The organism is Paenibacillus sp. AK002 (assembly GCF_053903045.1).
This window is the reverse complement of record NZ_CP096377.1, coordinates 95,569-117,067: the sequence shown is the minus strand read 5'-3', so window position 1 is coordinate 117,067 and position 21,499 is coordinate 95,569. Positions and strand designations below refer to the sequence as shown.

Sequence of the window (21,499 nt, the reverse complement as noted above, 5' to 3'; positions counted from 1 at the left end):
CCTCCCCTTTTTCGGATTGGTTGTTATATCAAACCGGCTTCAAGGCCGATTTCATATCGCCTGCCTCTCTTTGCCTTATTCCTTTAACGAACCCAGCATGGACCCTTTGACAAAATATTTTTGCAGATACGGGTACACCAGAATGATCGGGATGGTGGCAAACAGGATGGTTGCCGCTTTCAAGGTTGTCGTGTTGAAATCGTAATCCCCAAGAAACAGATTGACCGCAGCCAGCTCTTCGGGAGACTGCAGGTAAGCTCTCAGCTTCATTTGAAGCGGCCATTTCTCCGGATCCCTTATAAACAGCACCGCACGGGAGAAGGTGTTCCAGTATCCGACCGCGTAAAACAGACTGACCGTCGCCATCACCGGTTTGGATAAAGGCAAGTACATGCGGAACAATATGCCGAATTCGCTGCATCCGTCGATTCGCGCCGAATCGTCCAGTTCACTGGGAATGCCCATGAAAAAGGTCCGGATAATGATCATGTTGAATGTGCCGACCAGACCGGGAATGATGAGAGCCCACAAGGAATTCATCATGCCAAGCTCGCGAACGGTCAAAAAAAACGGGATCATCGGCGCGTTGAAAATCATCGTTAGCACAATGCCGAACATGACTTGTTTGCGGATCAGAAATTCCCGTCGTGAAAGCGGGTATGCCGTCATGACCGAAAACAGCATGCTGAGCAGCGTCCCGGCGATCGTAATATATACGGTAATCCCGAATGATGTCCACAGGCCTTTATTTTTTAATACGTGCTCCCAAGAAGCGGTCGTAAACTCCACGGGGAGCAGGAATACTTCCTTCGAATCGGCAGCTACCGGGGAGCTGAGCGATACGGCAAGCAGCTGAAGAAGCGGGAACAGCATTGTCACCGCAGCAGCGAACAGAAACACATAATTCAGCGTCTGAAACATTTTTTCTCCGAATGTCGCTTTCATCACCACAACCCCTGATCCGTTTTTCTGGCCAACCGGTTAAAAATCCACAGCAGTATAAACCCAATGACGGACTGGAACAGCCCAATGGCCGTTGTCATGCTGTATTGTCCCTGAAGCACACCCGCACGATAGACGTACGTTTCGATGATATCGCCTACCGAATACGTCATCGGTGTCAGTAAATTGTAAATCTGATCGAAGCCGAGCTCCAGGAAATTACCGATCTGCAGCAGGAACAGCACCAGAATCGTCGGAAACATCGTGGGCAGCGTAATATAGATCGTTTGTTTCCACCGACTCGCTCCATCCATGACGGCTGCTTCATATAAATTCGGATTGATGCCGGCGATGGCAGCCAAATAAATAATCGTTCCCCAGCCTACTTCCTTCCAGATCGAGGACAGGACGACAATCCCTCGGAAATACCGCTCCTCCTGCATGAACAGAATGGGTTCGTAGCCGAACCAGTCCCGCACCGCATTCACGACCCCTTGGTTGGATAACAGCTCGAAGACGATCCCGCCGACAACAACCCATGATAAAAAGTGCGGAAGATAGAACATGCTTTGCACGACCCGTTTTGCCAGCATGATGCGGATTTCATTGAACAGCAGAGCCAGCACGATCGGAGCCGGAAAACCAAAAACAAGCTGATAGAGAGCGATCACCGCCGTATTGCGCAGCACGTTGTAAAAATCCTGGTAGGAAAAAATAAATCCAAAATTGTCCAGTCCCACCCACGGACTGCCAAGGATGCCTTTGAAAATCTGATAGTCCTGAAATGCGATGACACTGCCCGCCAGCGGTACATATTTAAACACAACATAATAGAGAATTCCGGGTATGATCATGAGATACAGCATCCAATGCTTGCGGATGTTGGCTATGTACCGATTACGGGATGTCCCTGGATGCCGGGCGGTTATCAAATCCTCGCGCTTTAATTCGGGTGACTGGGCTGCCATCGTATTCGTACCTCCTTTTCGTCGATATGGTCGATGTAACGCCAATATTAACGGCTTCCGATAAATCGGCACAATCGTTCAATCCAACACGCAATGAGCAGATCGCCGATTCTTCCCACAACTACGCGTATCGTGTACCCATAAATGGAGTTGAAGTCGAACTTGAAATTAGGGAGGAGCAAGCAAACGGAAGGAGGGTAAAAAGGATTTGTTGATGGGATGGAGGATGGGTTTGGTTTCATTTCGAAAAGAAAAAACCAGCTACCTGCAGCGATAGAGAAGGTGGCTGGTTCTTCATTCAGATGTTGTTATGAAAAACATATAAGCACAAACGTAGCCGACCGTCTATTGTCCCTCCGTAGATTCGGCGAGATTCTCGAGTGTGGACCTCAAGCCTTCATCGTGATCTTCCTTCCGTACGCCTTCGGGCACATTCTCACACACGATCGTGACTTGGGTGCCTTCCGCAAGCGGCTCCAATGCCCATGTCATCTTCATAAACCCTGCATAACTGGGATCATCAGACTCAAATTCGACCAGCTGCACAACCTTCTCTTCGTGAACAAACTCCAGAAACTTTCCTTCAATGACGTCCGTATTGTCCGAAGACTTACCGGGTGCCGAGTGATCGGTATCGTTATAGGTAAGTATCATTCGATAAGTCCCACCCTCGCGGGCATCAAACGTGTCGACATGGCCTGTCATCCCTTTTGGCGGAAGCCACGAAGCCAGCGCCTCCGGATTCAAGAATGCCTGATAAATCGTAGATGGCGACGCCATAATAACCCTTGATGCCGTGTCGGTTCTCTTCTTGCTTGAAGCATTCGTCATGATGTAACCCTCCTTAATAAATCTGAATCTATCTAAAGTTTACACCATAGATTCGTCGAGGATTTCTTCTCAATTGCTCGGGCAAGCAACCCCGATACCGCGGGCTTCGATGAGGGGACGGTTGCTTTTTCTACCACAGCCGAGCGGCAGTGACAACTCGGCTGATACTCCCGGCCCCGAGCATGCCCGTCAGGGCAGCTCACGCGAGGAGGCCTCCAACAAATGCGAAAAAGCAAGCCGTCCCCGATAGCCGTTAGGCTTAGGTAGGGAGGGCTTGCTTTTTCTTTCATCGGCCGAGGAGCAAAGCCTCGGCTGAAATATGGGCGTACCAAAGGCCACGAGGACGTCCCCGCAGGGGAGACCGAGGAGTGGCCGGGAACAAGCACCAGCCCCGCTTCGATCTCCACAGCCCGCTGAACGCCAACGTTGCGGGTGTCCAGAGGGCAGCGCCCTTGGGGCCCTCCCTGGCAGGGAGGGTTTGGGTGGGTGGAATCCCCTACTTCACGAATCCCAGCAGCATCTCGCGAATCAGCTTCGCAGCCACGATCTGGGTCTGCTCGGTCGGATCGTAGATCGGCGCCACTTCCACGAGATCGCAGCCAACAACGTTCACATCGGAGTTTGCAATCAGATGTACGGCTTCCAGCAGCTCTTTCGACGTGATGCCGCCGGCTTCTGCCGTACCGGTGCCCGGTGCGGCAGACGGATCCAGCACGTCGATGTCGATAGTCACGTAGACCGGTCGGTTGCCCATGGAAGGCAATGCTTCCTTCAGCGGAGCGGCTACCTCAAACGGGTAGAAATTGATGTTCTCGCGTCCATACTGGAACTCCTCGCGGGAGCCGGAACGGATGCCGAACTGATAAATGTTCTTGCCGCCCATCATGCCCGCCGCCTTGCGGACCGGCGTGGAGTGGGACAACGGCTCTCCCTCGTAATGCTCGCGCAGATCGGCATGGGCATCGATATGGATCAGAATGAGATCAGGATACTTCTCATACACCTTCTGAATAATCGGCCACGATACGAGGTGTTCTCCGCCGAGTCCGATCGGGAACTTCCCGTCGTCCAGCAGCTTGCCTACATAATGGCCGATCACTTCAAGACTGCGACCGGCATTGCCGAAAGGCAGCATCAGATCGCCTGCATCGAAATAAGTGATATCTTCAATGCTCTTATCCAAGTACGGGCTGTACTCCTCCAAGCCAACGGATGCTTGGCGGATACGGGCCGGGCCGAAACGGGAGCCGGGACGGTAGCTAACCGTGAAGTCCATCGGCATACCGTAGATGACGGCCTTGGATCCTTCATAATCCTCGGAGCTCAGAATAAACACGTTGCCGGAATAACCTTGGTCCAGTTTCATCAGTTTATGCGCGCCTCCTTATTTCACCAAGTCTTCTACGAATTTCGGCAGCACGAAGGCGGCTTTATGCAGACGAGGCGAATAATACTTCGTATCCATCTCATCAATCGCAGACTCGTCCACTTCAAGCGGATCGTATGTTTTGCTGCCCATCGTAAAGGTCCACAGACCGCTTGGGTAGGTTGGAATGTTCGCTCCATAGACACGCACGATCGGAAAGATTTCCTTCACGTCTTTGTTGACCTGCTGAATCAGGTCCGCTTTGAACCACGGATTGTCCGTTTGCGCCACGAAAATACCGTCTTCCTTCAGCGCCTCATAGATCCCTTGATAGAATCCGCGCTCAAACAACGGAGCAGCCGGGCCTACAGGCTCGGTCGAGTCCACCATGATAACATCGTATTCGTTCTTATGCTCGATAATGTGCATATATCCATCGTTAACCAGCACTTCAACCTTCGGATCGTCCAGCTTGCCGGCGATCTCAGGCAAGTACTGCTTCGAATATTCAATAACTTTTCCATCAATTTCAACGAGTACGGCCTTCTCTACGCCCGGATGCTTGATCACTTCGCGAATGACGCCACCGTCTCCTCCGCCGACAACAAGAACCTTCTTCGGATTTGGATGCGTGTTCAGCGCGGGGTGAGCGACCATCTCATGATAGACGAATTCATCCTTAATCGTAGTCATAACCATACCGTCCAGCACGAGCATGCGCCCGAATTCCTCGGTATCGATCATATCCAATTGTTGAAACTCCGTCTTCTCATGTACAAAGGTCTCCCGGATTTTAGCCGTAATGCCAAAAGTCGGGGTTTGCTTCTCTGTGTACCATAATTCCATCGTCACTACCTTCTTTCCGCTAGAATAATGTTCAGCCGTCCAGATCCAAGCCGTAAAACTTTATTCGGGGCAGATGCCTTTAGCTTACAGTTTCACACTTTTCCTATTGTACCAAACAAATTAGATTATATTAAATCAAGCCCAAATTGCAACCAAAAGTTCCGGTACATGCGAACGGAAGCAAAAACAGCGCCCTTTCCGATGAATATCCTGACCGCTGCAGCCCCATACTGTATAGAAAAAGAAGGCAGCCAAGGAGAATTTGAGCACATTTCCATTTTTGGCGGCACAAAGGCCTTGACTCTACAAAAGGACTGGAAGGAGAACATCTGATGCCGGGGCAAAAAAAATCACCCAAGCGCAAACGTCGTTTCGTCCGGCTTGCTACATTTCTGTTCGTACTCCTTGGCATTTCCATCATCGCCGGCGGCATTCTGCTCGCCTATTTATTTATAACGCCGCTGCCGGTCGCGGAAACATCCCGCTACTCCCGTCTGCTCGACAGCCAGGGAGATTTGATCGCCACATTCTCAAGCACGGGACATACATCCGAGCAGGTGAACCTGGCCGACATATCCCCCCTCCTGATTCAGGCCACCTTGGCGGTGGAGGACCGAAAATTCTATGATCATCCCGGGTTCGATATGAAGGGTATGGCCAGGGCCGTATTGGTCAACCTGCAGCATATGGATCGCAAACAGGGAGCGAGCACGTTAACCCAGCAGCTTGCACGAAACTTATACCTATCTCATGAAAAAACATGGACACGAAAACTCAAGGAGGCCAAATTCACCGCCCAGCTTGAGATGAAATATACGAAAGATCAGATTCTCGAAATGTACCTGAACGAAATTTATTACGGTCACGGCGCTTACGGCATCGAGTCGGCGTCGCTGCTGTATTTCGGCAAATCGGCGAAAAACCTGACCTTGGCCGAAAGCGCAATGCTGGCCGGCATTCCGAAGGGGCCCACGTATTACTCGCCCTACAATCATAAGGACAACGCGGTCAAAAGACAGCAGATCGTCCTGAATGCCATGGCAGAGACCGGATTCATCACGGAGGCCGAGGCGGATAAAGCCGCTTCGGCCAAGCTTGCCCTGCTCCCGCAGGACCGGCAGGAGAATAAAGTAATTGCCTCCTACTTCCGGGACTATGTCCGGGCTCTCGTCACCAAGCAGTTGAACATCACGGACCAGCAGCTCGAACAGGGCGGCTTGAACATTTATACAACCCTGGATCCGCGGGCCCAGAAAGCAGCCGAAGAGGCCGTATCCGAGGGCATGGACAGCAAGAGCGAGCTGGAGACGGCGCTCGTATCCATCGACCCGCGAAACGGCCACATCAAAGCTATGGTCGGCGGTAAGAATTACCGCGAGAATCAATACAACCACGCGTTGGCCAAAACCAGGCAGCCCGGCTCCTCGTTTAAGCCGATTATGTATTTAACGGCCATTGCATCCAAAGAAATGACGAGCACCAGCGTGTTCAACAGCCAGCCTACCCTGTTTCATTACGATAACAATCGCAAAACGTACCAGCCCAGCAACTTCGGCGATAAATATTTTGGCGAAATCCCCATGCGGGAAGCCATTGCCGCCTCGGATAACATCTATGCCGTGAATACCATCATGAAGATCGGCCCGGATAAAGTCGCCGACATGGCGAAAAAGATGGGCATCACGAGTCCGCTGGAGCCCGTTCCTTCGCTGGCCCTGGGCACCTCGCCCGTCAGCCCGCTGGAGATGGCCTCCGCTTACGCCGTCATGGCTAACAGCGGCAAGCGGGTCTCCCCTGTCGCCGTACTGAGCATCACCGACGCGGCCGGCCGCAGCTTGTTTACGGCTCCGGAAGAGGAAGGTGAACAAGTAGTTGAGCCTTCCGCAGCTTACGTGATGACGCGCATGATGGAGGGGGTATTCGAGACCGGCGGAACGGGTAACCGCGTCTCCACCCTGATGAAACGGCCCGTGGCCGGAAAGACGGGCACGACCGACACCGACGCCTGGCTCGTCGGATATACCCCGGAGCTGTCGACGGCGGTTTGGGTCGGGTATGACAAAGGACGGGAGATCAGCAAGGTCGACGGACGGCGCGCAGCGCCGATCTTTGCGCAATATACGGAGAAGGCACTGGAGAACGTGCCGCCCAAGATTTTTCCGATCCCGGATGAAGTCGTCAGCGCGTATGTGGATCCGAAGACGGGCAAGCTTGCAGGCGCCGGCTGTCCGGACAAAATGCTGGAGGTTTTCGTCAGAGGGACGGAGCCCACGGAGTATTGCGACGAACATGAGGGCGGGGAGCCCGCTAAGAAGGCTAACCCTGCAGATGCTGCCGAGAAACAGGAGGAACGTTCCTGGTGGAAGGATTTCAAACGATGGTGGGTCGAATAAACGGATAGCCCGTCACGTCAAAAAACAGCAGGCTCTTTTTCCGGGCGTTCCCGATAAAGAGCCTGCTGTTTTTCTCTTTTTCACGATTCTTTATGTAGATGGCTTCTTATAAAATGCTCATATATTCGATCATGGAGCTGCCCAGAAGCACGATGACGAGCATGACTGCAACGTAGACCAGCAGGATCGCATACAGCGGATCCAGGCCGCCGGCCACTCTTCTCTTGTAGCCGGTCATGACGCATAACGGCACGGTCATCACGGTGCTGATAAACGCTAGAAGGATGATCACCTTGGATATATCGCCATTCAGAAACAGGAACAGCAGACTGATCGCATACAACACAAGGTATAGCGGCAGCAATGTGCCGAACCTGGCCATGACTTCTTTCAGCTTCGCAGCCGGGTTAAATGACAGCTTGACTGCAGCGAAGGTAAAGACGTTCAGCAAAAACAAGAAAATCGCAATCCATACAATAGGCTTCAGGACAAGATCTACAAACGCCCCCTCCGGGAGTCCCTGCATTTCATGATGAAGCGCTGCGTACAGCGCGAGCGGAAAGAGCACAATATAGAGCAGCATGGATACGATCGCGTTTAAGAACTGGCTGTTGTCCGTTACGGCAGCTGCGCTGAAGGGATGCCTTAGCCCCTTCAGGAAATGTTCCCCATAGAGCTGCCCGTACAATTTTAAGCTGGTCCAATAAGGATTCGGCCCCTCTTCCTCTTCGGCATGCTGGCGGCCTGCTGTAGGAAATGAAATATCCGGTGGAGTATACACCGGCAGAGCAGCTTCTCCTTGGCGCACATGAGAAATCTCCCTATTTATGCTTCCGCCTCGCCTGGCGACGCCGTAAATTTCCGACGAGGCAGCTTGCTCCTTCATGGCCGCAAAGACGGGGGAATCCTCGATAATCAGCCTGGCCCCGCATTTCTTGCAATATTTCCCATCTCCCGTTTCATATCGACATATCGGACAAGTCATACTCCGGCCTCCCCTGTTTATACACATCCGCAAATCGAAGGATAGGTATTAGATAATGTACACATTCGAGTCGAAACGATGGCCCGTACAGGATATGATGCAGCGCTTGAGGCGCCTGGGCCGAAGATACTCTTCCTGTGCGAATTTTACATCTTTTTGCTAATAGTATAAGTTGGCGTGAAATGAAATGGAAGGATTTTCTGTGCGACCGCTGCGCCTAACGCTGGAATTGGTTTATATGATATGACTTGCCGGATCATAACCTGCGCTGTGAAAAGCTTGTGAACAATCAAATATTCGTTTGAATATCATGTGTAAATCGGGTATATTATGACTAACAATCAAATCAACGTTTGAATATATAAAATAAAGAGCACTTATTGCTCCTATTTCAAGGAGGTTGATCTTATGAATGCCCGAACAATGAACGAGGATGTGGCTCTGGAGCTGTGTGAAACGGAATGTCCTTCAACCGAGAGGGTTGCTTTGTTAAAAGAAACGGTTTCGGATGATGATATGCTCGGCATGGCCGAGATCTTCAAGGCGCTGGCCGACCCGACGCGGGTCAAGGTAGCCTATATGCTGGACCGCGGCGGCGAGCTATGCGTTTGCGACGTGGCTGAAGTTCTCGGAAGCTCCACCGCAACAGCCTCCCATCATTTGCGCACGCTGAAGAACAAGAATATCGCCAAATCGCGCAAGGCGGGCAAGAATGTATACTATTCGCTAAAAGACGACCATATCCGGACTTTGCTTCATATGACGCTGGAGCACCAGAAGGAGAGGGTGTAGATGAGCACGGACAACCATCAGCAATCCAAAACATCTCCTGACGCAGGTGGCAGCAAACTTGTCGAATACAAGGTCCAGGGCCTCTCGTGCCCGAACTGCACCCGTGAAATGCAGGAGGAGATCCAGAAGCTCGACCATGGAGGCGACGCCCGGCTGAGTTATAACAGCGGAAAGCTGACCCTTTCCCCCCAGGTGAACCTAAACCGGGTAGAAACCATTTTGAAAAGTGATGGAGCCCGAATCGTTTTCGCTCCCCAGACAGCCCTTTCGGCTGCCGGCGCTGATGTTCAGCCCGCCTCTTCCCCGCACGCGCATGGTGCGTCAGATGAACACGACCACGGACGAAGCCATGGACATGGACATGAACACAGCCATGGCAGCGAACGAAAAATGAAGTGGCTGCTGTCCATCTCGGCTGCGTTTTATCTGCTAACTTTTCTATTAGAAGGGAAAGCCGCCGAGCCGGTTGTGATCGCATTATACGCAGGTGCCATGATATTGAGCGGGTATACGACTTTTTTGCGCGGACTGCGTAACCTGACCCGCTTCAAATTCAATATGGATACCCTGATGACCGTTGCGCTCGTAGGTGCCGTCATTATCGGGGAGTGGCGGGAAGCCACGCTCGTTGCCATTCTGTTCGGCCTCAATGAGCTGCTGGAAGGCTACGGCATGAACCGTGCCCGCCAATCCATGGAAGCGCTGCTGGCCGCAGCGCCGAAGGAAGCCGAGCTTTGGGTAGACGGTCAAACCAAACGCGTGCCGATCGAGAGCCTCTCTCCCGGAGACGTTGTCCGGGTAAGACCTGGCGAGAAAATTCCTTCAGACGGAGCGATAACCCAGGGAACCGGCGCGGTGAACGAAGCTGCTATAACCGGAGAATCGGTGCCTGTTACGAAACGGGAGGGCGACGCCGTCTTTGGCGGCAGCGTAAGCACCGATGGCGTGCTCTACATCGCCATATCGAAGGCCTATCAGGATTCCTCCCTGGCCAAGATCATGCATCTTGTGCAGGAGGCGCAGGACAGCAAGACGCCGACGGAGTTATTCATCGATAAATTTGCTAAATACTATACGCCCGCCATTATGATCATCGCGTTGGCTGTTGCGCTGATTCCTCCGTTGCTGCTGAATCAGCCCTGGATGACCTGGGTCTACCAGGGGCTGTCCATTCTCATTGTCGGGTGTCCTTGCTCGCTCGTGCTCTCTTCGCCGATAGCGCTGGTTAGCGGGATGACCCGTGCGGCACGCAACGGCATTCTAATTAAAGGCGGAGTCCATCTGGAGCAGCTTGGACGCCTGGAAGCCGTCGCTTTCGACAAGACGGGAACCCTGACCAAGGGCGAGCCGGCCGTCTACGCGGAAACCGTATATGATGAAGAGAAATTTTATGCCGTGGTAGGCGCGCTGGAGCAATCCTCTCTCCATCCGTTGGCCAAAGCCGTCATGAAACATCTGGAGATCAAGCAGCCGCAATGCATGTTTAATGAACCTCGACAGATAACGGTGCTGCCGGGTGAAGGCATTCGGGCTGAAATCGGAGGGAAGCTGTTCTGGGTGGGCAGCGAGGAAGTGCTGAAGCATGTGAGCGGCCCTCAAGATCAAATCCGTGCCATTGAGGATGACATTCGGAGAATGAAGGCCCAGGGGTACACGATCGTTGCCGCCGTAAGCGAGGAGCGCGTATTAGGTCAATTCGGTCTTGCCGATGAGATTAGGCCGGAGACCGCAGCCGTTGTCCGCAAGCTTCATGAGGCTGGAATCGCGGATACGGTGATGCTGACGGGCGACCATGAGCAATCGGCGCAGGCGATCGCGAAACAATCCGGCGTATCGCGGGTGTTCGCAAGCCTGCTGCCGGAACAGAAGGTTGCCAAAATCAAGGAGCTTAGATCCCGCAAAAAGACCGGCATGGTCGGCGATGGCATTAACGACGCCCCTGCATTGGCCGCTGCCGATCTGGGCATCGCAATGGGAAAAGGAACGGACAGCGCCATCGAAACCGCCGACATCGTATTGATGCAGGATCACCTTGGTAAGCTTCCCGGAGCCATCAAGACCGCAAGACGCGTCAATCGGATTATTAAATGGAACATCGGACTTTCCTTGTCGCTAAAGGCCATCGCTCTGCTGCTAACGATTCCGGGCTGGCTGACCCTATGGATCGCGATCATATCGGACATGGGGGCCACCATTATCGTTACCCTGCTGGGTCTCACCATTCTGCTTGGCAAGGATCAGGAGCTGCAATCAGGACATTGATATAAACCGGAGCTGCGTCCCTTCTGGGCAGCTCCGGTTTTTTTAGGTTCTCATGCTCCCTCTCCCCTCAGCTTTGCTTCATCGCATATATCATTTTTTACATGATTTTTCGATTTGATGAAACATTTCCCATTATTTAGTCGTTTATATAGGCGGGAGTGAAAACCAGAAGGAGGAAAGACATGAAATCCGTACAAATCATCAAACTAGCAGGTACCGCATCCATAGCATTGTCTTTAATGCTTACATCCTCATCGCTCGTAACCATTCCTGCCCATGCGGCAGCAGCCTCCACATCGCAGAGCAAGGCAGCCTGGAGCACGCTCGATGTGAAGCATAAACCTTATACGAAAAAAGGCGTCGTGTTCATTCCACTGAAGGAAGTTTCCGAACAGCTGCAGCTGCAGCTGACGATCCCTGGAAAGAACGAGCTGTACATTAACAGCCCGACCCAGTCTGTTCGCATGATTATTGGAAACTCGCGCGCCGTCAATGCCAAGGGTACCGCTCTGAAGCTTGAGGCAGCTCCGGTTGTGAAGAATGGCGTGACTTATGTTCCCGCCAGCCTGATTACCAAAGGCTTCGGCATTCAGCTTAAGTACGACAGCAAATCCGGACTTCGAACCACCTTTGATTCCTGGTCCCGATACGCTTATGCCTCCAAGGCCAATATGCTGTTCTGGGTGAATCGCGAGACCGGTATGCTGTCCATGGGGAAAGCCGGAACGACGCCAACGAAAGTCGGCATTCTCCCGGTTGAGGATATCGATCAAGTGGGCTTGAGCGCACATCGCATCAACAGCAATACCTATGTCATCGACTTGTCCAATTATTACGGAGAACCTCATATCCATGAAGGGAGATATCGGGTGCTCATTCAAGACAAGAAAATCCTGAAGCTTTCCAAAACCAATCACACCAATTTTGCCGGGATCAACTACCATTCGGACCAACTTAGCTACAAAGGCAATATCGCCATGATGAATGGCAGCACGCTGGAGCTGGTTCATCCGATGGGCAAAACGGTAAAAACCTACGATCTCGCCGCCCTCACCGGTGTTGACGATCATTTTATTGTGGAAGCGATCGAACAGGACTTCCTGCTCGTCCGTCCCTATACGAAGGCAACCCTGTATATCGTTGAACCGACAGGCAAGTCCGCAGAACTTATCTATCCCGATCTTTTGGACGAGGAGAGTATCAAGGCTATTGAGGAGATGCCGCCAAACGAAGTGGGTTTCATCGGAGACGGCCTTACGTATGACGGATATGCCGGCGGCAAGCTGAAGCTTCAATACGAAAATCCGTTTCTTGATATAAAGAAAAAGCTGACCTACGCCCTTCCATTCTAACCGTAACAATCACAAAAAGACCGGCGGATTCATTCACGAATCCAACCGGTCTTTCCTTATGTCCGTATCTAGAAAATAGCTTATTTACGGTATCATTCCGCTGTTTGAAGAGCTTCTCTAAACTCCTCCGGGGAGGCATTCCACCATTCCTCGTTACGGGAGATCAGCAGTTCGCGCAGCGCTTTCTTCTCCACGTCGCCAAGCCCATCCAGAATAATCTTGCGTTTCATCGCCGCATCCATTTTATTCACATGGTCGGCGAGGATTTTCCAGCCGCGGCGGGCTTCATGGTCGATCCACATTTCGCACGCGGTCATTCCTGCATAATGCTGTCCTTCCGCGGTACGGTCTACAGCTACCCACACGATCCACACCTGGCGTCCGTTGGGCACTTCATCCCGGTTCATGCTGAAACGGATGCCCTTCTCCACCTTGCTCTTTGCATGCATGGCTCCAATATCCACTCGCGCCTCGCCATTGTCGATGATGACAGGCGACAAACTGTTCAAATCGATGGAGCCGGATCCAAACCCCTTATGCTTACTCTTGCTATTGATAATATTCAACGCAATGGGTTTCTTCGCACCCTGCTTCTGATCTTCGTTCTCCACTGCTGCCGACCTCCTATATCAGAGCCGATTCTCACGTATCAGCCGTTAAATTGATAACCATGTCCCAATAATTTTATTTTAACTAATAATCCCCCAAAAGCAAACATATACATGCACTAGATGCTTGTCAACGGGAGGTTGTTCGATATGGTCCCACCACGTGCCAAAGTCTTTCTATCATCCCTGCTTGCCCTTGGTTTGCTTGCAGGATCGATGCCGATATTTCTGAATCCAGGGCCCTCAGCGTCTGTCCTTGCCCCAAATGCGGGCAAGCCCTCTGCCTCTGCCGTGGAGAAGGCCCCGCTCTCACCGCCTAAGGTGCAGCCTGATACTCCCGCTCCGGCCCTAAGCGACCGGCTGGTGGAATATCACATGGATGTTCGGTACGAGCCTGAGGAGAACAAGCTTAAGGGCAAGCAGACACTCACTTGGACTCACCCAGGCAAAAAAAGCGTAAATGAGCTGTACTTTCATCTGTATCCCAATGCCTTTGCTTCCGATGAAACGACCTTTATGAAGGAATCGGGCGGCAGGCTTCGTTCCGACCCCATGCCGGACGACGGGTACGGCTCCATGACCATTACCAATGTGAAAACGACGGAAGGACTGGCCCTTACCCATCGCCTTCAATTCGTCCAACCCGATGACGGGAACATCAAGGATCACAGCCTTGCCAAACTAAGATTGCCCAAACCCATCAAGGGCGGGGAGAGCATCACCATTCACATGGAATTTGAAGTCGAGCTTCCCAAAATATTCGCGCGCATGGGTACCACCGAGAATTTTATTATGGCTGGCCAATGGTTTCCTAAAGTATCGGTCTATGAACCGGCCGGACTTCGCGGAAGAGCCGAGGAAGGATGGAATCTTCATCAATACCACGGCAACTCCGAGTTCTACTCCAATTTCGGCATTTACAGCGTTCGCATCCGGGTGCCCGAAAATTACATTGTCGCCGCGACCGGATTCCCGACCAAGCCTGCCCAAAAATCGAACGGGGAAAAAATTTATCAATTCTATGCCGATGATGTGCATGATTTTGCCTGGTCGGCCTCGCCCAACTTTGCCACGGCCGAGGAAGCCTTTTCGGCACCGGGCGTGCCGGGCGTCCGCATCAAGCTGTATCTCGATCCGGCCCATAAAGACCTGAAGGACCGTTACTTTGATGCCGCCAAGTCGGCACTGGCTTCGTTTGGTAAATGGTACGGAACCTATCCTTATTCCACGTTGTCCATCGTCGTGCCGCCGGAATCGGGCAACGGTGCAGGCGGTATGGAATACCCGACGCTGGTCACGGCCTTCGGTGCCAAGAACGATTCGCCGGGTTATGAGCTCGAACGGACCGTCATTCACGAGATCGCCCACCAATATTTTTACGGAATGATCGCAAGCAACGAATTTGAGGAAGCGTGGCTGGACGAGGCCTTTGCAACCTATGCAGAAGAAAGAGTGATGGAGAAGGAATACGGCATTACCTCCAACACCGCTGCTCAAGGAGCATCGATTACCTCCCCTGCCCCGCTGAAGATGGAGTCCTGGAAATACAGCTCACACGAGAACTACGCGCTGAATGTTTACACGAGAGGCAAGCTGGTGCTGCAAGGCATTGAACGGCAGGTCGGTCCACAGATGATGGGGAAAATCATGCATACCTATGCCCAGAAATACCGGTTCAAGCACCCAACCACGTCAGATTTTCAGAAAGTCGTCGAGCAAGTAAGCAAAACCTCCTGGCAATCGTATTTTGACCAATATGTATATGGAAGCCAAATGGCCGACGTCGCCATCGATGTGATCAAAACCAAAAATGAAGGCACGTCAGACCATCCGCGGTATGAATCCACGGTCAAGATCACGAGCAAGGACGGAGATATAACCGATGTGCCTATCGTGTTCGCCTTTGAGGACGGCAAAACGGTGGAGCGAACTTGGAGCGGCAAGGACGGTAAAGTTACGTACACCCTGGAGTACAGCACTCCGCTCGCCTGGGCTATGGTTGATCCGAAATACTCCATTGTTCTGGAGAATAGACACATCAATAACTATATGAAGGCAGGAATGGATCCGAAAGTGGTCACACGCTGGAATCTCAGTATTACCAAGCTTGTGGAGACGTTGTTCGGCAGCCTGTCATGGTGAGGGGGGAGCACATGAAAAGTTATGCAGGCCAAGGCTGGATCAGTGTTAAAGACCAATTATACGTCTCCATTCTGCTGTTCTTGTACCGCATGCTGTGGGGATATTGCCTGTACCGGCTTGTAAAATCGGCAGTCGTCCCCCTGCTGATGCGGTATCCGGATTCTGCCCCTAACGAGCTTAGTCGCCTGTTATTCTTCTACGAGGGCGAGATGAGTCTATCGTTAAGCGGCACGGTCCATACCTATGGTTGGCTTCTGGCCGCTCTGCTCCTGATCCGGATGGTATGTACCCCGCTCATTCGGGCAGGCATCTTCTATAACCTCCATCAGGAGGCCAAGGGCGAGCGCGGATTATTCTTCTTCACCGGCATGCAGAAGCTGTGGAAGCCCGTTACGGTATTCTATCTGATCGAACTTGTTCTTACCTTTGTGCCCGGATACTGGATTCTGCCCAAAATCCTTCCGATACTGCTGAACGGGATCCATGAGCCGGTTCTGCTGCTTCGTGCGCTGCCTCATGCAGCCGGCTGGTTTCTGTACGCCTATCTGATTCGCCTGTTATTGCTCTATATGCAATTCGGCCGTACGGACAATTCCGGCATGATCAGCTCCGTTCTTGCGCTCTTCCGCCGACTGGGCACGGCCGTGCTGTTATCCCTTACCGTTGGCGGATCAGCCTGCGTCATTCTTTTGCTCCTGAGTTCGGCATCGCTCTTCTGGGCCGGATTGATCGGCTTGATTATTCAGCAAGCCTCCTATTTTCTAAATGGACTTTTCCAAATTTGGGCAATTTCCGCCCAATACCATTTGTGGCGGGATTCTTCCTCGCAGCATGCCTAATCGTTACATTTCGTTACCATCTTATGATGAACAAGCTCGTAAATATGCTGTAATCGGAAGCGACACATTTCTCTCTCGGATTTGATTTTACAAAGAATAGGAGCCCATTTTTCCTCAATATTACATTTTCCGATGGCCAAATTACAAAAAAACCTGATCCCGCAAGACGGGGACAGGTTTTTTTGTATAAAAATGAGCTTTCCTCATTTGCCAAATTGTTAATACTCTGCTAAAATAACGAATATGTTAGTAACAACTTTGTCATCTTTACTGTAACTTTTTGCTGGAACTATGTAATTTCGTTAGCATGTTGGAACGTCAGACGTCTATGAATGGGTTCATCAACATTTTAAGGAGCCGAATTCCCATGATTGGGAAGCGGGGGATCCGTTTTGGGTGAATTGATCTCGCAAGAGAGGGATCATAGGGGACCTTCAACCGAACCCTTAAGCTAACCTCGCAGGCAATGGAAGGAGCTTTTTGTTTTGAAAAAGAAGTTAACGGCCATTTCTCTAGGCCTGGCCCTCGCACTCACATTAGGGACCGGAAGCGCTTTCGCCGATTCCAAATTAAATACTGCAATCAAACCAGCCATTGGTGTCTCTTATAAAACAGGTGGAACCACAACGAATGGTTTTGACTGCTCCGGATTCACCAGCTATATCTACAAGAAACTTGGTCTGAGCCTGCCACGCACGTCTGCAGCTCAATACAAAGTCGGTACGGCCGTAGCCAAGAGCAAGCTGAAAGCTGGCGATCTCGTGTTCTTCAACACATCCGGCAGAGGTGTATCTCATGTGGGTATTTATGTTGGGGGCGGCAAATTCGCTCATTCCTCATCCTCGCGCGGCGTCATCATCAGTCCGCTGAGCCAGAGCTATTACGCCAATCGATACGTAGGTGCTAAGCGAGTCATGAGTCAGTCTACGTACAAGTCTGTAGCTGTGAACTACAATTAATTATTGGAACTTCATTGGTTTATCCTTTACAAGAAGCCCTGGGCGTATGAGATTGTGCCGATCTCATCCAGCGGCTTTTTCTTTTGTCTGCTCTGTGTATACCTTTATAACGTTTGGGACAACGAAAAAGTTCCCACTTTTCGAGAAAAAAAGAAAATTATTATGCGAATTCACTTCGCTTCCTCATGTCGTTGCATCTTCTACCCTTTATATACCCTCCTCTTCCTTCATTAAACACCCTAATGGAAAAATATTGATTTTATTTTCTGAGGACCACTACGAGCAGCGATACGTAGGTGCCAAGCCCATCATGAGCAATGATCAGAATGAAAAGTCGACCGGAGAATCCTCCTAAGCTTCGATGGGTCTTATCCTCATCCTGCCTATACATACCCTTTTGCCCGTCAATGGAGGCCTACTTCTCTCGGACTGGCTTTTTGATGCGGCTAGAATGTTTGAGAAATGGGGTATAATTTAATTTGTAATTACGACAGGGGGACTTTGCCAATGGATGCAGCACCGATTTCATTTCACACGGTGGTCATGCTTGAAGAGCATGCGAAAGAAATATGCGCCTGGACCTATCCTCCTCCCTATAACATTTACGGTTTTCTTCCATGGGAGCAGATGAAAGGGCTTGGGATCGAGTTTGGCGATCCGGACATCCGCCGGGAGCAGTACATTTCGATTTTGGATGAACGGAAGACACTATGGGGATTTGCCCAGCTGTTTCCGATGCATGAGGTTACGCGAATCGGGCTGGGCATGCGGCCTGATTGGTGCGGGCGCGGAATGGGTAAACGGTTTATGCAGACGATTGTCCGGGAAGCGAGGCGGAGGCGGCCTGCCGATGAGATCGACCTGGAGGTAATGACCTGGAATGAACGCGCGATCCGCGCATACGAAAAGGCGGGGTTTCATATCACCGATACGTACGAGCGCCTTACGCCGACGGGAAACGCCCTTTTCCACTGCATGGTGTATGAGCCTCCGGCAAATGAGGAATAGTAATCTTTGTCTATATGAAAAGGCACAATTTTGTGTACTTTTTATGAAGGTGCGCGGTATAGTTGCTTTTTTTGTCACAACTGGCTATGCTGTCTATGGATGTTGGTTTATAATGGAGACAAGTGCAAAAGTGCAGTATACATAGAAGGGACGATATGACGATGCAAAAATGGATCATGAGCGGATTGTTCTTCGTCGCATGTGCGTTGGCTATTGCGCTGATGTTTACGCTCCCAGGCAAGGAACAGGTAGCTCAGGAAGAGAAGCCGACTATGCCGGAAGTGACTCTGGATGCTGCCACAGCGGAAGCCACACTGAAAGCAAGCTGCATCAGCTGTCATGGTGACCAACTTCAAGGCGGCGCTGGACCGGCTTTGAATCAAGTAGGCGGACACATGGATGCGGACGCGATCTTCAACGTTGTAACCAAAGGCCGTAAGGGTATGCCTTCCTTTAAGGATCAACTTAAGCCTGAAGAAATCGCAAACATCGCGCTGTACCTTGCTGAGAAAAAATAAATCAGCTTATACGCAAAACACGCTTGAACCTGGAGAACCTCCCGGCGCAAGCGTGTTTTTACATATTGGGGAGCTATGACCGGATGGATCCCTCTCCCGTCTATTGTCCCGACTTGCCGTCCTTGGAACGGCTTTTCTCATAGGCCTCGTTAAACTGCTGCGCTTCCTTAATATCCACAGCCGTAATGCCGCCGTCGTCCCAGGAAGTGAGACGCAGCGTAACGACTTTGTAATCTATGGTGATATAGGGGTGATGTCCGAAAGCTTCCGAAATAGCTGCCACTTCATCAACAAAAGCGATTCCCTTCATGAAGGAGGAGAAGGTATACTTCCTGACGATCCATCTCCCTTGTTCAAATTCCCAACCCTCAAGCTTTTCCAGATGAGCCTCTACTTCTTGCTGCGTATAAAGCATCTTTTATCTTCCTCCCCGAAAAAAACCTATCGTAAAGCCGACTGTCACGTGTATGGGCTTCTGTCATCTATTCTATTCTGCCCTGTTTCCGATGATAACTGGAGTGATTACACAAGAGCCACAAAGGCCAACTCTTCTTCACCGATCAAAATATGTATTCGATGGTTATTCTGGTCATGCATGACCACGCCGCTGCCGACGCTAATCACCGGCTCCGTGCCCAGCGCATAGAACAAATCCTCTGCCAACGCCTCATGAACCTCATTCCGCTCGGCTTCGCCCAAATTGCCCCAATCCTCCGCTTCCATTTCAAAGAAAACGTAGCTGTCGGAAATTCGCCCGACGGCTTCGGTCAATTCCGCGAGGATTTCGCCGTAATCCCTTCCGTGCTTCACACCCATCTCAATCACTCCTTTCCTTACCGTACTAAGCTTCGTTTCCCTTCCTTCCATTATACCGGAAATTACAACTAAAAAAAAAAGCCCGACCTGACGATAAATAGGATAACGCCCCACAAAAGGGGCCCGGTTCTCCATGAGAGCCGTTCTGACGAATGGATTCGTTATTTTATTTCTCACGGATGAGGTGTGGTATGGAAATTTCAACAATTATAGGCTTAATCATCGGTATCGTCGCGGTACTGGTGGGCATGATTCTTAAAGGTGCCTCCCTTCTCGCTTTGTATAACCCGGCAGCCTATCTAATCATTCTTGGCGGTACGGCAGCAACTTTATTCATCGGATTTCCGTTATCCGAGCTGAAAAAGATTCCGAAGCTGGTCAAAATGACCTTCGTGAAACAGAATCTGATGGACAAGACGGACATGATCAAGCTGTTCATGGAATGGGCTTCGATTACGCGCCGTGAAGGTCTGCTGGCTCTGGAAACCAAAGTCGATGAGATCGATGACAGCTTCCTGCGTAACGGAATGCGCATGATTATCGACGGCAACGACCAGGAATTCGTGCGCGATGTATTGATGGAAGATATCAACGCCACGGAAGAGCGCCATCGTTCCGGCTCGCTGATCTTCTCCCAGGCAGGTATGTATGCACCTTCCCTCGGGGTACTCGGAGCCGTTATCGGTTTGATCGCTGCACTATCCCATATGGAAGACATGGGCGAGCTTGCCCATGCCATCGGAGCTGCGTTTATCGCTACCCTGCTCGGTATCTTCACCGGTTATGTCATCTGTCACCCGATTGCGAACAAACTCAAGCGCCTATCCAAGCGCGAGGTTGAAATCCGCCTGATGATGGTAGAAGGCCTGCTGTCCATTCAATCCGGTGTATCCACCATTGCAATCAATCAGAAGCTCTCCGTGTTCCTGACACCGTCCGAACGGGCTGAGCTCAGCGAGAGGGAGGCTGGTGCTAGTGAGCAAAAAGACTAGACACGAGCCGCACGAGGAGCATGCCGACGAATCCTGGCTTCTTCCGTACGCTGACCTGCTGACATTGCTTCTGGCCCTGTTCCTGGTGCTGTATGCCATGAGCGCGACGGATGCACGCAAATTTCAAGAAATGAGCGAAGCCTTCAGCGTTGCTCTCACCGGCGGAACCGGCGTGCTGGATTACAGCAAGACCGAGCCCAGCGACACCCCGCCGAATATTAACGATCATAAAGCGACAACCCCTTCCGTTCCTGCAACAACGCCCGACCAACGTCGTGCCGAGTTGATGCGCCAGGAACAAGAGGATCTGGAGAAGCTGAAGAAGCAGCTCGATAATTATATTAAGAATAACGGTTTGACCTCAGAGCTCAGCACCAAGTTAAACCACTCCCAGCTTGTCATTACGATCCGGGATAATGCGCTGTTCCCGTCCGGCGAAGCCGTGGTGAAGCCGGAGGCCCGTAAACTGGCCAAGGCCATATCGCAAATGCTTCACAAATTCCCGGATTATGAGATCATTGTTTCCGGTCATACGGATAATGTGCCGATTTCCAACAGCAAATATCCGTCCAACTGGGATTTAAGCTCGGATCGGGCATTGCAGTTCATGAAGATTCTGCTCACCAACTCGGAACTGGATCCTAAACGGTTCATGCCGATCGGTTATGGGGAATACCATCCGATCGCCGATAACAACACCGCTGTTGGACGAGCGAAGAACCGTAGGGTTGAGGTATCCATTATACGTAAATACCAGGATAGCGCAACGTTTACCAGCGTTAATGAATAACCGGCAAAGGAACGGTCTGGTCTAACCGACTATAACACACCCTAAACAACCGATGCATCTGGCCTCCAGATCCCATCGGTTGTTTTCTTT

Annotated in this window: 20 protein-coding genes and 1 riboswitch; of the genes, 11 read left to right on the top strand and 9 right to left on the bottom strand. The window is 51.3% G+C overall.

The annotated features are described in order from the left end of the window. Positions 1–75 precede the first annotated feature (75 nt). From M1D70_RS00545 to speE, 5 genes are all read right to left on the bottom strand, one after another. Positions 76–945: a carbohydrate ABC transporter permease gene (locus tag M1D70_RS00545; protein ID WP_009595532.1), complete on the bottom strand. Its 870-nt coding sequence runs from the start codon at positions 943–945 to the stop codon at positions 76–78. Next, positions 945–1,910 (bottom strand): ABC transporter permease, encoded by a 966-nt coding sequence (locus M1D70_RS00540; RefSeq protein WP_456288857.1) that lies wholly within the window; start codon positions 1,908–1,910, stop codon positions 945–947. The genes M1D70_RS00545 and M1D70_RS00540 overlap by 1 nt, the downstream gene beginning before the upstream one ends. Before the next feature lie 345 nt (positions 1,911–2,255). Continuing rightward, positions 2,256–2,741: an SRPBCC family protein gene (locus tag M1D70_RS00535; RefSeq protein WP_009595527.1), complete on the bottom strand. Its 486-nt coding sequence runs from the start codon at positions 2,739–2,741 to the stop codon at positions 2,256–2,258. A 496-nt stretch (positions 2,742–3,237) separates the two neighbouring features. After that, positions 3,238–4,107 carry an agmatinase gene (gene speB / locus M1D70_RS00530; RefSeq protein ID WP_456288856.1) on the bottom strand — a complete coding sequence of 290 codons (870 nt, stop codon included), beginning with the start codon at positions 4,105–4,107 and terminating at the stop codon, positions 3,238–3,240. A gap of 18 nt (positions 4,108–4,125) precedes the next feature. Continuing rightward, entirely contained in the window at positions 4,126–4,953 is an 828-nt protein-coding gene (speE, locus tag M1D70_RS00525) for a polyamine aminopropyltransferase (protein WP_009595520.1), read from the bottom strand. A gap of 332 nt (positions 4,954–5,285) precedes the next feature. Between speE and M1D70_RS00520 the strand changes: the two genes are divergently transcribed. Then, positions 5,286–7,346, top strand: a complete 2,061-nt coding sequence (locus M1D70_RS00520) for a transglycosylase domain-containing protein (protein WP_456288855.1) — start codon at positions 5,286–5,288, stop codon at positions 7,344–7,346. 106 nt (positions 7,347–7,452) lie between these two features. Here M1D70_RS00520 and M1D70_RS00515 read toward each other — a convergent pair whose 3' ends face one another. Then, positions 7,453–8,331: a hypothetical protein gene (locus M1D70_RS00515; protein ID WP_456288854.1), complete on the bottom strand. Its 879-nt coding sequence runs from the start codon at positions 8,329–8,331 to the stop codon at positions 7,453–7,455. Between the two features lie 408 nt (positions 8,332–8,739). Here M1D70_RS00515 and M1D70_RS00510 point away from each other — a divergent pair, with 408 nt between their 5' ends. The 3 genes from M1D70_RS00510 (at position 8,740) to M1D70_RS00500 (ending at position 12,737) form a co-directional block, all read left to right on the top strand. Beyond that, entirely contained in the window at positions 8,740–9,123 is a 384-nt protein-coding gene (locus M1D70_RS00510) for an ArsR/SmtB family transcription factor (RefSeq protein ID WP_009595554.1), read from the top strand. After that, positions 9,124–11,385, top strand: coding sequence for a heavy metal translocating P-type ATPase (locus M1D70_RS00505; protein ID WP_456288853.1), 2,262 nt, complete (start codon positions 9,124–9,126; stop codon positions 11,383–11,385). A 182-nt stretch (positions 11,386–11,567) separates the two neighbouring features. Then, positions 11,568–12,737: a copper amine oxidase N-terminal domain-containing protein gene (locus tag M1D70_RS00500; RefSeq protein ID WP_456288852.1), complete on the top strand. Its 1,170-nt coding sequence runs from the start codon at positions 11,568–11,570 to the stop codon at positions 12,735–12,737. Between the two features lie 92 nt (positions 12,738–12,829). Here M1D70_RS00500 and M1D70_RS00495 read toward each other — a convergent pair whose 3' ends face one another. Beyond that, complete coding sequence (locus M1D70_RS00495; protein ID WP_009595531.1) at positions 12,830–13,348, bottom strand: YwhD family protein; 519 nt, start codon at positions 13,346–13,348, stop codon at positions 12,830–12,832. Positions 13,349–13,495: 147 nt separating this feature from the next. On the opposite strand from M1D70_RS00495, the gene M1D70_RS00490 reads away from it, so the two are divergent. From M1D70_RS00490 to M1D70_RS00470, 5 genes are all read left to right on the top strand, one after another. After that, on the top strand, positions 13,496–15,487 hold the full coding sequence (locus M1D70_RS00490) for a M1 family metallopeptidase (protein ID WP_456288851.1): 1,992 nt from the start codon (positions 13,496–13,498) through the stop codon (positions 15,485–15,487). A gap of 11 nt (positions 15,488–15,498) precedes the next feature. After that, positions 15,499–16,326: a hypothetical protein gene (locus tag M1D70_RS00485; RefSeq protein WP_456288850.1), complete on the top strand. Its 828-nt coding sequence runs from the start codon at positions 15,499–15,501 to the stop codon at positions 16,324–16,326. A 345-nt stretch (positions 16,327–16,671) separates the two neighbouring features. After that, positions 16,672–16,807: riboswitch (cyclic di-AMP (ydaO/yuaA leader) on the top strand. A gap of 4 nt (positions 16,808–16,811) precedes the next feature. Continuing rightward, positions 16,812–17,285 (top strand): C40 family peptidase, encoded by a 474-nt coding sequence (locus tag M1D70_RS00480; protein ID WP_009595535.1) that lies wholly within the window; start codon positions 16,812–16,814, stop codon positions 17,283–17,285. A gap of 507 nt (positions 17,286–17,792) precedes the next feature. Then, positions 17,793–18,293, top strand: a complete 501-nt coding sequence (locus M1D70_RS00475; protein ID WP_009595510.1) for a GNAT family N-acetyltransferase — start codon at positions 17,793–17,795, stop codon at positions 18,291–18,293. A gap of 161 nt (positions 18,294–18,454) precedes the next feature. Further along, on the top strand, positions 18,455–18,811 hold the full coding sequence (locus M1D70_RS00470) for a c-type cytochrome (protein ID WP_036662889.1): 357 nt from the start codon (positions 18,455–18,457) through the stop codon (positions 18,809–18,811). Between the two features lie 100 nt (positions 18,812–18,911). Here the strand turns inward: M1D70_RS00470 and M1D70_RS00465 are convergent, their stop codons facing one another. Both M1D70_RS00465 and M1D70_RS00460 read right to left on the bottom strand, forming a co-directional pair. Continuing rightward, positions 18,912–19,226 carry a 4a-hydroxytetrahydrobiopterin dehydratase gene (locus M1D70_RS00465; RefSeq protein ID WP_009595556.1) on the bottom strand — a complete coding sequence of 105 codons (315 nt, stop codon included), beginning with the start codon at positions 19,224–19,226 and terminating at the stop codon, positions 18,912–18,914. A 107-nt stretch (positions 19,227–19,333) separates the two neighbouring features. After that, positions 19,334–19,627, bottom strand: a complete 294-nt coding sequence (locus tag M1D70_RS00460) for a hypothetical protein (protein WP_009595521.1) — start codon at positions 19,625–19,627, stop codon at positions 19,334–19,336. Between the two features lie 191 nt (positions 19,628–19,818). Between M1D70_RS00460 and motA the strand changes: the two genes are divergently transcribed. Together motA and motB are read left to right on the top strand one after the other, a co-directional pair. Next, positions 19,819–20,619, top strand: a complete 801-nt coding sequence (motA, locus tag M1D70_RS00455) for a flagellar motor stator protein MotA (protein ID WP_009595558.1) — start codon at positions 19,819–19,821, stop codon at positions 20,617–20,619. Continuing rightward, on the top strand, positions 20,603–21,409 hold the full coding sequence (gene motB / locus M1D70_RS00450; RefSeq protein WP_009595545.1) for a flagellar motor protein MotB: 807 nt from the start codon (positions 20,603–20,605) through the stop codon (positions 21,407–21,409). The genes motA and motB overlap by 17 nt, the downstream gene beginning before the upstream one ends. Positions 21,410–21,499 lie beyond the last annotated feature (90 nt).